The organism is Pseudomonas sp. Irchel s3a10, from assembly GCF_900187525.1.
Lineage (GTDB): Bacteria > Pseudomonadota > Gammaproteobacteria > Pseudomonadales > Pseudomonadaceae > Aquipseudomonas > Aquipseudomonas koreensis_G.
In genome coordinates this window covers 534704-547920 of record NZ_FYDR01000002.1, presented here as the reverse complement: position 1 = coordinate 547920, position 13217 = coordinate 534704, and the positions used below count along the sequence as shown (strand labels likewise).

Sequence of the window (13217 nt, the reverse complement as noted above, 5' to 3'; positions counted from 1 at the left end):
GCGGAGTATGCAGAGGATGCGCGCAGGAATCGAGGCTCTACTTGAGCAGCATGCCCAGCATCACGATGATCAGCAGTGCGATGTACACCCAAGCATGCACCCGATCCGGTATCCGCCCGATCCACGGCGTGGCTAGCCGAATCCCGACCAATGACCCCAGCGTCAGCACCGCAAACGCCAGCAAATCCACATACCCGACAAACCACACGCCCAGATCCGTCTCGCTGTAACCGGCCAGCGCCATATATGTCAATGTCCCGGCCACTGCCACCGGCACGCTCAGTGGATTGGCCATGGACGTGGCCTGGGACATGCTCAACCCGCAGCGGCGCAGGAGCGGCACGGTCATGACGCTTCCTCCTACACCGAGGAACGTGGCGATGGCGCCGATGCCTACACCGCCGGCGGATATTTCCTTGCGATCCAATCGGCGTGGAATGACGCCTTCGTTACGGGCGAGAAAGCCGCGCCTGAGCAGGCAGTCGATGATGGTCACGCCGAGGTAGGCGATGAAGGCGTAGCGGATGACCTCGCCGCTGACCCACACCGCGGCTATTGCGCCGATGATTGCGCCGAAGGCGATGAAGCCGCCGAGCGGCCACAGGTAATGGCGGATCAGGTTGCCGGCGCGGCGGTGTTTGTCGGTGGCGATCAGGGCGTTGACGATCATCACGCAGGTCGAGGTGGCGACGGCGATGTGCATGGCTGAGTGGCCGATGGGGTCGTCGGCGCCGTGGCTGGCGCTGAGCATGCGGTACAGCAACGGCACGACGACGAAGCCGCCGCCGAAGCCGAAGAGCACAGCGGTGATGCCGGTCATACAGCCGAACAGCGTTAGCAGAAGGTAGAACACGGCGCGTCTTCCGGTGATGGGGAGCGGTCGACGATAGAGTGATGCGGCTTGGCCTGCTTCAGCATCTCAGCCAATAATGTTTGCGTTTACGCCAACTGCCGGGAAACGCTCGATGCGCAATGTTTTGATCAATCAGCTGGATGACACGCCGCGCCCGGTGGTGGCGATCGGTACGGATTATTCCCACGGCCACCTGTTGCCATTTCATACACACCGGCGGGCGCAGTTGTTGTACGGCGCGACTGGGGTGATGCAGGTTCGTACTCATGACGGCAATTGGGTTGTGCCGCCGCAACGGGCGGTATGGATTCCGCCGGGAGTGGCACATGAGGTGCTGATGCTCGGCGTGAGTACGCGCAGTTTGTACATCGAGCCGGGGGCGGTGGATTTGGGCGAGCGATGCCAGGTGATCAGCGTTTCGCCGTTGATGCGGCACTTGTTGCTGGAAGCGGTGAAAGTGCCGCTGGTCTATGACCTCGACGGTCGCGACGGCGTACTGATTGATCTGCTGCTGCATGAACTGGCGCGGAGTGCGCCCCTGCCCTTGCACATTCCGTTGCCGACTGACGGAAAGCTCCTGGCTTTGTGTCAGACCTTTCTGCATCAACCCAACGCCCATCAGTCGCCACAACACTGGGCCGAGCAGTTGCACATAAGCTTGCGCACCTTTAACAGACTGTTTCGGCAGCAGACCGGGTTGAGCTTCAGCCAATGGCGGCAACAGGCTTGCGTGGTACTGGCGCTGGCGCGGCTGGCGGCCGGTGAAGCGGTGACGCGGATCGCCCTGGACTTCGGTTATGAGAGCCCGGCGGCGTTCTCGACGATGTTCCGGCGCATCCTCGGACAGGCACCGTCCGTCTGGTTGGAGGCGGCTAACTAGGGCAAATCAAAAAATGCGTTTGATCCGGACCGAAAACAACTGTACAAAAACACAGTACATTTTCAATCAGCACTCTTGAGCCCGGAGCACACCATGGCCTCTCTTGCGATGAACCACATCCTCGAACGCATTGCCCTTTTCCAGTTCACCCCGACGCACTGCCTCCAGGCCCGAGCGATGCTGGGCTGGAGCGTGGAACAGCTGTCGCGCGAGGCGGAGGTTGCGGTGGACGACATTCAGCGGTTTGAAGCGCAGCAGGACGTCGCGGATGCGACGCGGCTGGCGTTGGCTTATCGGTTTGAGGCACAGGGGTTGGTGTTCTTTCCCGGGTTTGCGCCGGGTCGCAAATTGAATCCCCAGGCCATGCAGCAGAACGTTGTAGAGCGTGGGGATTTCGCTTAGGTGGAATGATTACTTGAACGCAGGGTGCCGCAGCTCGGCCGAGGCTTGTTCATAGCTGTAGGCCATGGCGAACAATTGCGGCTCGCTCCATGGTTTGCCGAAAAAGAACACGGAGGTCGGTAGCCCGTCATCGTCCATGCCCGACGGCAAGGTAATCGCGGGGTAGCCGGCGACGGCGGCGGCGAACTGCGAGTAACCATCGGCGTCAGCAACCATCGCGTCGAGGTTGTGCTCCTGCAGTTTCTCGTCAATGGCGTCTTGGAATTTTTCGCTGATGGCTGCGAGCGAAGCGCTTGCCTGATCATGCGTCATGTCCAGATCGTTGATCGCTTCGAGCATGGCCTGTCCGTGATCCTCTTTGCCGGGATCGGTTTTGTTGAAGTCGATCAACGCTTGCAGTGACTGGATTGGCAGGTCGGGACGGCTGGCAAAGTATTCGGGCAATTCGTGTTTCATCCCACCCATCAACCCTGGGATGTAGCCATCGATGTCCGGCAAGCGAACAGTCACTGGCACGATCGTGGCGCCTTGTTTCTGCAGTGTGTCCATGGCCGCCAGAAACTCAACGCCAGGTGTCAGAGGCATACCGTTGGTGCCGACGTAGGCAACGGGATAACCGATGCGTTTGCCTTGCAGGGCATCGTTGGACAGCAACGCCGTGTAATCGATACCTGTGGGTGCGCCCGAAGTGGCGGAGTCTGCAGCATCGACACCTTGCATGACATTGAACGTCAGCGCCGCATCGCGAACGGTGCGGCTGAGGGTACCCGGAGTGTCTTGCAGACGAGTGATCGGCACGATCCCGGATCGGCTTAACAAACCCAGTGTTGGTTTCACGCCAACCACACCGTTGGCCGATGCCGGGCAAGTGATCGAACCATTGGTTTCGGTGCCCAGGGACAGCGGCGCAAAACCCGCTGCCACAGCAGAGGCGGAACCGGAGCTGGAGCCGCAGGTGCTTTGACTCGACAGGTGTGGATTTTTTCCTTGGCCACCGCGGCCACTCCAACCATGCGGCAGATCCATGTCTCGCACGTAAGCCCACTCACTCATGTTGGTTTTGCCCAACACAATCGCGCCGGCATCCCTCAATTGTTTAACCACAAAAGCATCATTGGCAGGCGGCTGACCGACCATCGCTAAAGAACCCGCACTGGTTTGCAGGCCGTCGGCGGTATCGAAGTTGTCTTTTAGCAGTACGGGAATCCCATGCAGTGCCCCCCGCGTCCGACCTTCTGCACGTTCTTCGTCCAGCGCCCTGGCAATGTCGAGGGCTTGCGGGTTGAGCTCGATGACGGCGTGAAGGGCCGGGCCTTGTTTGTCCAGGTCAGCAATTCGCTGGGTGAGATGCTCAACCAGCGCGACAGAGGTCAGCTCATTGTTCGCCATCAGGCCGCCGAGTTCAGTGACGCTGGCGTATTCGAGCGCGGCATTTGCCGTAGTGGCGTTGGCGATAGTTGTGGCTGTCAGCGAAATCAGGATGGCTTGCGCCAGCGTGTTCATACGGCGTTTGAAGGGGTGTTTCATCGGGATCGTCCTTGTATGAAAAAAAGCGAGTGAGTCATTCACTCGCGACACAGCCTACCGACACCGTCAGAAAGAGCTGTCAGCACAAGGACAATCATCAGTAGGAAAAGTCAGCCTGACTTGTAGTCGCCACACGGGGCGGAGGCTTTTTCTTACACATCTTCTTCCAGATTCAACTACCACTGAACTTACTCTGAACCCGCCAGTGAAATGTGGTGGAGCCAGCCCCTCGATCACGGAAAGAAGGGCGTATTGAGTGGTGTTTTCCTGACTCGGCAGGCGCCAGGTCGTCAGGCGCCCTGCACCACCGCTTCAGTCTCGCCTTCAACCGCCAACCACCATGCACTCCCGCGCTGCGGCTGCGCTAGGTTGAACGCCTCGCCCATTTGCGGCGTGGTGATCGAAACACTACGCTCCCAGGCCAGCGCCAGAATCCGGTCAAACGGTTCATGCCAGGCGTGCATTGCCAGGTCGAAGGTGCCGTTGTGGATCGGAAACAGCCAGCGGCCCTTGAGGTCGAGGTGCGCCTGCAGGGTTTCTTCGGGTTGCATGTGCACGTGTGGCCATTCGACGTTGTAGGCGCCGGTTTCCATCAGGGTCAGATCGAACGGGCCGTATTGTTCGCCGATGCGTTTGAAGCCGTCGAAATAGCCGCTGTCGCCGCTGAAGAAGATTCGCGTATCGCCATCGATCATCACCCACGAGGCCCACAGGGTGTTGTTGCTGTCGAACAGGCCGCGGCCGGAGAAGTGCTGCGACGGGGTGGCGACGAAGCGGATGCCAGCGATTTCGGTGCCCTGCCACCAGTCGTACTGGCGAACTTTACTGGCATCGATGCCCCATTTGATCAGGGTGTCGCCGACGCCCAGCGGGGTCAGGAAGTAGGTGGTCTTGGCCGCCAGTTTCAGCACTGCCTGGTAATCGAGGTGGTCGTAGTGGTTGTGCGACAGGATCACCGCTTCGATCGGTGGCAACTGGTCGATGCTGATCGGCGGCTGGTGAAAGCGTTTCGGGCCGGCCCATTGCACCGGCGACGCACGCTCGGCGAAGACCGGATCGGTGATCCAGAATTTGTCGCGCAACTTCAGCAGCAGGGTCGAGTGACCGAGGCGGTAAACACTGTGATTCGGTGCCGCCAGCAGGTCTTCACGGGTCAGCGGTTGCACCGGGATCGCGGCGGCCGGTCGGGTATTGCGCGGCTTGTTGAAAATCATGTTCCACATGATCCGCAGCATCTTGCGCCCACCTTCGCGCTGTACCGGCGCATGGTTACGAAACAGCCCTTGATCCTGGCGCGAGGCTTCAGGCGTGGTAGTTTGATCCGCAGACAAATCTGGATTGGCCATGACTGAGAGACTCCAGAAAAACCGCGCGATTCGCAGTTTTTCACGGTGGGACGATAAATGGCCAAGGCACGCACGCATCAGCCGAACTTTCTGGTTTTTAGGTTGCGCGGATTAACGCAACATTACACTGGGCGGTGTAGTTTCTAGGTTGCATGAAACGCGATGACAAGTAAACTGCCAAGTGTAATTCCACCTCTCCTCTGCCGAAGCGTACTTATGACAGCTCCACAGCGCCTTACTGACCGCAAACGCGAAGCCATTATTCAGGCGGCGATTGCCGAATTCCGTGCCAACGGGTTCGAGGTCACCAGCATGGACAAGATCGCGGCCACCGCCGGGGTGTCGAAGCGCACGGTGTACAACCACTTTCCCAGCAAAGAAGAGCTGTTCGCTGAAATTCTCAACCAACTCTGGGCACGGATTACCGACGAGCAAACCGTTTCCTATCGCCCGGATCAGCCGCTGCGCGAGCAACTGCTGCCCATGTTGCTGGCTAAACTGCAGATGATGGCCGATGACAACTTCCTCGGACTGGCGCGGGTGGCGATTGCCGCCACCATCCATTCCCCGGAGCGCGCGCAGGACATGGTGGCGCGCATGGGCGAGCGCGAAGAAGGCCTGACGGTGTGGATTCGCGCTGCGCTGGCGGATGGTCGGCTGAAAACCGTGAACGCAGAATTCGCTGCACAGCAGGTGCAAGGTCTGTTGAAATCGTTCGGTTTCTGGCCGCAGATTTCCATGGGCCTGCCGCCGCTGGACGCAGACACGCAGAAAGCCGTGGCCGAGTCGGCAATGGAGATGTTTCTGGCTAGATACCAGCTCTAAACCGGCCCTCTCCTGCGCCCCGCCACGATTAAATGGCTCGGAAGGACACTGATTATTCCCGGTGGAATAAATGACAATGTCCGACAATTGACCGACGAACGGTCAACCTGAAAAAACACTTCAAAGTATTTCAGGATGAATCTGGCGCAGGACATCATGGAAAATCAACGCGGCAAAGGCTTGTCATTCGCCAGACGCATTTATCTGCCCAGGATCATCGGTCTGGGCGTCGGCTTTTTCAGCGTCGCGGCCGCGCTGTATCCGTTGCACATGCCGAACTGGCTCTGGGCGCTGCTGGTGTTCAACGGTTTTATCTGGCCGCATCTGGCCTATCAGGTTTCGACCCGCTCGACCTTCCCCTACCACGCCGAACGCCGCAACCTGTTGTACGACTCGTTGTGCGGGGGTTTCTGGACCGCGTGCTTTCAGTTCAATCCGCTGACCACCGTGACCATTCTGTCGATGATGACCATGAACAATGTCGCCGCCGGTGGACGAGGTCTGTTCCTGCTCGGTGCCCTGGCCCAAGTCGCCGGCGTGCTGCTGGGCTGGTTACTGTTCGGCTTCAAGTTCAGTCCGACGATGACGCAGATCCAGGTCTGGGCCTGTCTGCCGATGCTCACCTTGTATCCACTGGCCCTGGGCATGGTCAGTTACCAACTGGCGATCAAACTTGCACAACACAAACGTGCACTCAGAGACCTGAGCCGCACCGACAGCCTCACCGGGCTGCTCAATCACGGCGCCTGGAAGGATCTGCTGCACACGCATTTCATGCTGTGCCAGCAAAACCACACCCAGGACATTCTGGCGCTGATCGACATCGATCATTTCAAGACCATCAACGACAACTATGGGCACATCGTTGGCGACGCCGTGCTGCGTGAGCTGAGCCAGGCACTCAAGGGACTGCTGGCCGAGGGTGAACGGGCCGGCCGTTATGACGGCGACGAGTTTTGCCTGATCCTGCCCGACCAGCCACTCAATAAAGCCGAGGCGCAAATGGAACGATTGCGTCAGGCGCTGGACCAATACCGGCACCCGGATGTGCCAGAGCTGCGCGTCAGCCTGAGTATTGGTCTGGCCCGGTTTCAGCCGACGTACAGCGACGCGGTTGCCTGGCTGGATGACGCCGACAAAGCGCTGTACACCGCCAAACACACGGGGCGCAACACCATCAGCGTGGCGCTGAGCAGTCCGGGCTAAGAAGACGCCAACCTTTCAGCATTGAAAAAACTGATTCGCAATTTCTTGTACAACTCGAAGCAGTTTGTATAAGATCGCCTCGTCAGCCTGGATGCTGGCACTTTGCAGTCAATTGCAAATGCTCATCCAGCATTTGCTCTGCCAGCGCGGAAACAGGGACACAAACCTCGTCTTTCCCTACTTCCAGGTACTGCCCCTATGTTTTTCAAACGCCACCAGTCCGAACTCAACGACCTTCAACACACCATCACCGAACAGAATGGCCTGCTTGAAGCGATCAATCGCTCCATGGCGGTGATCGAGTTCGATCTTGAAGGCGTGGTGTTAAAAGCCAATGACAACTTCCTGAAAACCATGGGTTATCGCGCCGAACAGGTGATCGGCCAGCCGCATCGCTTGTTCTGTACCCCGGAGTTTGGCCGCAGCGCGCAATACACCGAACTGTGGTCGCGCCTGAAAAACGGCCAGTTCCAGTCCGGTACCTTCGAGCGGATCAACAGCCAGGGCCAGCCGGTCTGGCTGGAAGCCAATTACAACCCGATCAAGGATGCGTCGGGGCGCGTGGTCAAAGTGGTCAAATTCGCCATGGACGTGACGACCAAGGTCCAGCAGGAAAGCGAGGCCAATGCCAAGCTGCAGGCGATCGACCGGGCGATGGCGGTGATCGAATTCGACCTCAACGGCGGCATTCTTACGGCCAACCAGAATTTTCTGACACGCATGGGTTACACGCTCGCTGAACTCAAGGGTAAACATCACCGCTTGTTCTGCCGGGCGGAGCTGGTCAACAGCAGCGCTTACGAGGATTTCTGGCGGCGGCTGAATCAGGGTGAGCTGTTTCAGGGCCAGTTCGAACGCGTCGACAAGCGCGGCCAGAGTGTGTGGCTGGAGGCCAACTACAACCCGGTGTACGACGCTGCCGGGCGTTTGTGCAAAGTGGTGAAATTCGCCACGGACGTCACCGCCCGGGTCGAGCAGCACGAGCACGATGCGCGCAGCGCCAGCGCCGCTTATCACATCTCCGTGGAAACCCGGAAAGTCGCCGAGCAAGGCACTCAGGTGATCCAGCAGGCGGCCAGCGAGATGCGCGAAATCGCTGACGACATCGCGCAGTCATCAACGCTGATCGCGCAACTCGGCGAGCGCTCGGAGCAGATCACCGCGATCGTCAACACCATCCGCGCGATTGCCGACCAGACTAATCTGCTGGCGCTCAACGCAGCGATTGAAGCAGCGCGCGCCGGGGATCAGGGGCGTGGGTTTGCCGTGGTGGCGGACGAGGTGCGGCAACTGGCGGCGCGCACCAGCGGTTCGACGGCGGAGATTTCCAACATGATCGGCCTGATCCAGAGCGAAACCCGTCAGGCGATCAAGAGCATGGAAGGCACACGCGGGCGGGCGGCGCAGGGCGTTGAACTGGCGGATCAGGCCGGCAGCGTGATTCTGCAGATCCGCGATGGCGCCAGTGAAGCGGTGCAGGCAGTGAGCATGTTTGCCAATGAGCGGGCGCCGGGCTGAAAGACTTGCCAGGGTAAAAGACCGCGTCGTCTCTTTCGCGAGCAAGCTCGCTCCCACAGGTTCTGGGTTGATCACAAGATGAGTGATCGACTCAATCCCTGTAGGAGCGGGCTTGCCCGCGAAAGGGCCATAAGCCTTGATGCAGGACTATAGTGACCCTCAGTCCCAAGTCCTGCCGAGCCCATCATGACCACAGAAAAAACCGACGCCCCCGCGCCCGCCCCCGTCGACCACCTGCGCTTCCACCGCCCCCACGCCCACCTCAACACCACCTTCGGCAACGACGCGTTCGCCCTGCGCGCCGAGGCCTTCGCGCGGTTCTTCGGCACGCCGACCTTTCTTGGCGCACAAACCCTGATCGTGCTGTTGTGGGTGTGCCTCAATGCGACGGGTATCACCACTTTCGACGTGTACCCGTTCATTCTGCTGAACCTCGCGTTCAGCCTGCAATCGGCCTACGCCGCACCGTTGATCCTGCTGGCACAAACCCGGCAAGCCGCGCGGGACAAGGCGCAATCGGACGCCGACGCACAGCACCGTGAAGCGCTGGCGGTGGCCAACAGTGAGCGCCAGGCCCAAGCCGCGCAGACCACCGCGCAACTGCTCGAACTGCTGGAACAGAACACCCGCCTCACCGAAATGACCAAGAGCCTGACCGAACGCATCGAAGGCCTGACCCGCGAACTGCATGCGCACATCTGCCAGAACCCGCAACGCTGATCACGGCAACCGCAGTGCCCGCCCCAGTTCATCGAACAGCGTGACCACCGAGCGCAACGCCCGACAATCCGGGCGGGTCAGCAGCCACAGCGCGGTGTCGTAGCCGTGCAGCGGTTCGCTGAGGGCCTGCAAATCTTCGCAGATCAGAAAGTCCGGCAACGCCGCCACCCCGAGTCCGCCGCGCACCAGTTCCGTCACCGACAGCATGCTGTTGCAGCGATAAGCCGGGGTCACGCCGGGCAACTGCTGGCGGCGCCAGGCGACGGTCGGGTGATCCGGCAGAAACTCGTCCGGGGCGATCCAGGTCAGCGCCGCCAGATTCGTCGCATCGACGGTTTGCAGATAACGCGCACTGGCGCAGACCCGGTAGGAAATCTTCGCCAGTTGCCGTCCGACCAGATGCTCCGGCGGTGTACGCGTCAGGCGCAGGGCGATGTCAGCATCGCGGCGGCTGAGGTTGGCGAAATCGTTGGAGGTGCTCAGTTCGAGGGTCAGCGCCGGATAGTTCGGCATGAACTGCGCCAGCGCCGGCAACAACAGCCCTTGCAGCACCGAGTCGGTACACGTCAAGCGCACCGTGCCGCTGACCACTTCACCGCCCTGCTCGACACCGATCCGCGCCGCTTCCAGTGCCTGCTCGGCGCGTTCGGCCTGCTCGGCGAGGGTCTGCGCGAGGGTGGTGGGCAGGTAACCGGCGCGACTCTTTTCGAACAATTGCTGACCGAGCGCCGACTCCAGCCGCCGCACCGCGCGAAACACCGTCGACACGTCTACCCTGAGCAGCTGCGCCGCCCGGGCCAGAGAGCCGCCGCGCACCAAAGCGAGGATCAGCGCCAGATCGGGGTAGTCGAGTCGATAGTGCGTCGCTGCATTGATCACTTGGGGAAACGCCAATATTGAGTGCGTGAACGCCAATCTATAGTGAGCCCCATCAATCAACAAGCGCAGAGAACACTCATGGAAAATCGCGCCATTCGCATCGCCCTGATCGGCGATCACGACCCGCAAGTCACCGCCCACCAGGCGATCCCCGTTGCCCTCGGCATGATCGCCGAGCAGTCCGGTCACAATGTGCAATTCGAATGGCTGCCCACCGAGCAGATTCACGCCGACGCTGCGCTGGATCACTTCGACGGTTTCTGGTGCGTTCCGGGCAGCCCCTACAGAAACGAGGCTGGTGCACTCAGGGCCATTCGTTTTGCCCGCGAACAGCAGCGCCCTTTCCTCGGCACCTGCGGTGGTTTTCAGCATGCACTGCTGGAATTTTCCCGCAACGTGCTGGGCTGGGCCGATGCCGAACACGGCGAAACGTCACCGGATTCGCCGCGAGCCGTGCTCACGCCGCTGACCTGTTCGTTGGTGGAGGCGGTGGACAGCATTCATCTGATCGCAGATTCGTTGATCGCGAAGGCGTACGAAACGTCCGAAATTCTTGAAGGCTATCGCTGCCGATTCGGAGTGAATCCGCAGTTCGAACAAGAATTGCTGACCCATCAGCTACGCGCCGTGGGGCATGATTCGGCAGGCGACTTGCGCGCGATCGAATTGACTGACCATGTGTTTTTTGTCGCCACGCTGTTTCAACCGGAACGCGCAGCGCTCAAGGGCAACATCCCGCCACTGGTGCGGGCGTTTGTCGAAGCGTGTGCGGAGCAACAGCCATGAAGCCGAACGAGCCTTGCTTTGCGGTGATTTTCACCTCGACCCGCACCGAGGGTGATAACGGTTATGCGGCGGCGTCGGAACGGATGATGGCGCTGGTCAGCCAGCAACCGGGGTTTCTCGGCATCGATTCGATTCGCGGGGAAGACGGGGTCGGGATCACCATTTCGTACTGGCAGAGCGAGGCGGCGATTCTGGCCTGGCGCGAACATCCCGAACACCGGGTGATTCAAGCGCGCGGGCGGGCGCAGTGGTATTCGAAGTTTCAGACGCGAGTGTGTCGGGTGGAGCGCGAGTATCGGTTTGGGCAGTGACGATGGCGGCGCGCTGACTGGCCTCTTCGCGAGCAAGCTCGCTCCCACAGGTACCGCGTTTGGGTTTTGAATTTGGTTGTGTGCTCACTGGCCTCATCGCCAGCAGGCTGGCTCCCACAGGGATTTGTGAACGCCACAGATCCAATGTGGGAGCGGGCTTGCTCGCGAAGAGGCCGGGACAGCCACTACAAAAATTCAGCCCTTCACCAGACTGCGCACCGCCACAATCTCCGGTACCTCAACCTTGCTCATGTACACCCGCAACGGCTCGCTGATGTTGATCCGGTCGTCAATGTTCTGATCCAGCAACAACTGAATCAGCTCGCGCTTCAAGGTCATGGTCGTCTCAGAGGCCGGCGCCCAGACGAATTCATTCACAGGAATAATGCCGTCATCCGCCACGTCCATGCCGAATGAATCTTCGCTGAAACGCACGATGTACTGGCCGGTCTTGCGGTTGAGGCCGACAAAACCCTTGAGGTCATCGGCGGCCTGACAGATGAGTTGGGAAGTGATGCGCATGGTAAACCTCACGAAAAATCATCGATGGTTTACACGCAGGGCAACAGAATCGGCGCGCCCTCTGCCGGAGCGTCTGCCGAGGGCAAGCGTACTGCAAACCGCGCCACAAAAGTGCAGGAAAAATCGCTTTTAATACGTTTATGTCGGTCTGGCGATAGCACCCAATCGATTCAGTTGTTAAAAGGTACGTCTTTGAAAATGCCCTGCGAAAGGAACTCGAACATGCCCGCCACTTTCACCAAAAGCGCCCTCATGCTGAGCCTGCTGCTCGGTCTCGGCCAGGCCCACGCCGCCCAGACTGACGTCAACGCACTGGCCGCCGCCCATGGCATCCCGCATCCAGCCGTGATCGCGCACCGTGGCGCGTCCTTCGATGCTCCGGAGTCCACCGCTGCCTCCTACAAACTGGCCCGCGACCTCGGCGCCGACTACCTGGAAATGGATTTGCAGCGCAGCAAGGACGGCGTGCTGTTTGCCCTGCACGACAACAACCTGCAACGCACCACCGACGTCGCGACCAAGTTCCCGGAGCGCAAAGACAGCCCGGCCACCGCCTTCACCATGGCCGAACTGAAAACCCTCGACGCCGGCAGCTGGTACAACAAGGCTTACCCGGATCGCGCGCGTCCGACCTATGCCGGGCTGAAAATCCTCACCCTCGATGAAATCATCGACATCGCCCAGGCCAACCCGAAACACAAACCGGGCCTGTACATCGAAACCAAGGAGCCGCAGCTGTTTCCAGGGATCGAGCATGACCTGAAAGAGAAGCTGCAGGATCGCGGCTGGCTGAGTCCGGCCGGTTCGAAACTGGCCAAGAGCGAGCTGGCCGTCGGTCAGGGCAAAGGCAAGGTAATCCTGCAGACTTTCGAGAAGAACAGCCTCGAACTGCTGCAGAAGGAAATGCCGCAAGTGCCGAAAATCCTGTTGCTGTGGGTCGGCGAAGGCAGCATCGAACCGAAATCCAAAGTGACCTTTGCCGAATCCGGCGAGAAGGACAAGAACGTTTTCTACGGCAAGCAGGAGCCGAAATCCGAAGCCGAATTCAAGCAATGGGTGGATTTCGCCAAGGCTCACGGCGCCATCGGCACCGGCCCTTCGGCCAAGTTGACCAAGGGCGGCGACCAGAGCTATTCGGATCTGGTGCAACCGTGGATGAACCAGTACACCCACGATCAGGGCATGCTGGTGCACGTCTACACCGTCGATGAGCCGGTGGACTTCGAGAAAGTCATGGCGGCTGGCGTTGATGGCATCTTCACCAACCGTGCCAGTGAGCTGTTGAAGTTCTACAAGCGTCCGGCGCCAGCCAGTGTGGATCAGGTGTTGAAAAACAACGGGTTCTGATCGGCAGACCGGGTTGTCCGCATCGCGAGCAGGCTGACTCCTACAAGAGTCTTGCCCGCGATCTGGGGTTTTAAGGGTGAGTTAAGTTGTGGTGG

Annotated in this window: 14 protein-coding genes and 1 pseudogene; 10 read left to right on the top strand and 5 right to left on the bottom strand. The window is 59.9% G+C overall.

Annotation, left to right across the window (positions count from 1 at the left end; genetic code table 11):
• Positions 1–37: 37 nt before the first annotated feature.
• The gene (locus CKW11_RS07995; RefSeq protein WP_095137108.1) at positions 38–853 is read right to left on the bottom strand and encodes a sulfite exporter TauE/SafE family protein; all 816 of its coding nucleotides are present in this window, start codon (positions 851–853) and stop codon (positions 38–40) included.
• Positions 854–965: 112 nt separating this feature from the next.
• On the opposite strand from CKW11_RS07995, the gene CKW11_RS07990 reads away from it, so the two are divergent.
• Positions 966–1733, top strand: coding sequence for a helix-turn-helix domain-containing protein (locus tag CKW11_RS07990; RefSeq protein ID WP_095137107.1), 768 nt, complete (start codon positions 966–968; stop codon positions 1731–1733).
• 93 nt (positions 1734–1826) lie between these two features.
• Positions 1827–2135, top strand: coding sequence for a hypothetical protein (locus CKW11_RS07985; RefSeq protein WP_095137106.1), 309 nt, complete (start codon positions 1827–1829; stop codon positions 2133–2135).
• Between the two features lie 9 nt (positions 2136–2144).
• Here CKW11_RS07985 and CKW11_RS07980 read toward each other — a convergent pair whose 3' ends face one another.
• Entirely contained in the window at positions 2145–3662 is a 1518-nt protein-coding gene (locus tag CKW11_RS07980; protein WP_095137105.1) for an amidase family protein, read from the bottom strand.
• 290 nt (positions 3663–3952) lie between these two features.
• The gene (locus CKW11_RS07975) at positions 3953–5008 is read right to left on the bottom strand and encodes an MBL fold metallo-hydrolase (RefSeq protein ID WP_095137104.1); all 1056 of its coding nucleotides are present in this window, start codon (positions 5006–5008) and stop codon (positions 3953–3955) included.
• 216 nt (positions 5009–5224) lie between these two features.
• Between CKW11_RS07975 and CKW11_RS07970 the strand changes: the two genes are divergently transcribed.
• The 5 genes and pseudogenes from CKW11_RS07970 to CKW11_RS07955 all read left to right on the top strand — a co-directional run bounded on the left by CKW11_RS07970 (position 5225) and on the right by CKW11_RS07955 (position 9277).
• The gene (locus tag CKW11_RS07970) at positions 5225–5833 is read left to right on the top strand and encodes a TetR/AcrR family transcriptional regulator (RefSeq protein ID WP_095137103.1); all 609 of its coding nucleotides are present in this window, start codon (positions 5225–5227) and stop codon (positions 5831–5833) included.
• Positions 5834–5989: 156 nt separating this feature from the next.
• Entirely contained in the window at positions 5990–7039 is a 1050-nt protein-coding gene (locus tag CKW11_RS07965; protein WP_095137389.1) for a diguanylate cyclase, read from the top strand.
• 198 nt (positions 7040–7237) lie between these two features.
• Positions 7238–8011: pseudogene (locus CKW11_RS29090) on the top strand (PAS domain-containing protein); the annotation flags it as partial.
• A gap of 51 nt (positions 8012–8062) precedes the next feature.
• Positions 8063–8557, top strand: coding sequence for a methyl-accepting chemotaxis protein (locus tag CKW11_RS29085; RefSeq protein WP_371260358.1), 495 nt, complete (start codon positions 8063–8065; stop codon positions 8555–8557).
• A gap of 186 nt (positions 8558–8743) precedes the next feature.
• Positions 8744–9277 carry a DUF1003 domain-containing protein gene (locus CKW11_RS07955; protein WP_095137102.1) on the top strand — a complete coding sequence of 178 codons (534 nt, stop codon included), beginning with the start codon at positions 8744–8746 and terminating at the stop codon, positions 9275–9277.
• Here the strand turns inward: CKW11_RS07955 and CKW11_RS07950 are convergent, their stop codons facing one another.
• Positions 9278–10219 carry a LysR family transcriptional regulator gene (locus CKW11_RS07950; protein ID WP_095137101.1) on the bottom strand — a complete coding sequence of 314 codons (942 nt, stop codon included), beginning with the start codon at positions 10217–10219 and terminating at the stop codon, positions 9278–9280.
• A gap of 15 nt (positions 10220–10234) precedes the next feature.
• On the opposite strand from CKW11_RS07950, the gene CKW11_RS07945 reads away from it, so the two are divergent.
• Both CKW11_RS07945 and CKW11_RS07940 read left to right on the top strand, forming a co-directional pair.
• Positions 10235–10942, top strand: a complete 708-nt coding sequence (locus CKW11_RS07945) for a CTP synthase (protein ID WP_095137100.1) — start codon at positions 10235–10237, stop codon at positions 10940–10942.
• Positions 10939–11253: an antibiotic biosynthesis monooxygenase gene (locus tag CKW11_RS07940; protein WP_095137099.1), complete on the top strand. Its 315-nt coding sequence runs from the start codon at positions 10939–10941 to the stop codon at positions 11251–11253. Before CKW11_RS07945 ends, CKW11_RS07940 begins: the two co-directional genes overlap by 4 nt.
• 195 nt (positions 11254–11448) lie before the next feature.
• Here the strand turns inward: CKW11_RS07940 and CKW11_RS07935 are convergent, their stop codons facing one another.
• Entirely contained in the window at positions 11449–11775 is a 327-nt protein-coding gene (locus CKW11_RS07935) for a DUF2025 family protein (protein WP_095137098.1), read from the bottom strand.
• Between the two features lie 222 nt (positions 11776–11997).
• Here CKW11_RS07935 and CKW11_RS07930 point away from each other — a divergent pair, with 222 nt between their 5' ends.
• Positions 11998–13122, top strand: coding sequence for a glycerophosphodiester phosphodiesterase (locus CKW11_RS07930; protein ID WP_095137097.1), 1125 nt, complete (start codon positions 11998–12000; stop codon positions 13120–13122).
• Positions 13123–13217 lie beyond the last annotated feature (95 nt).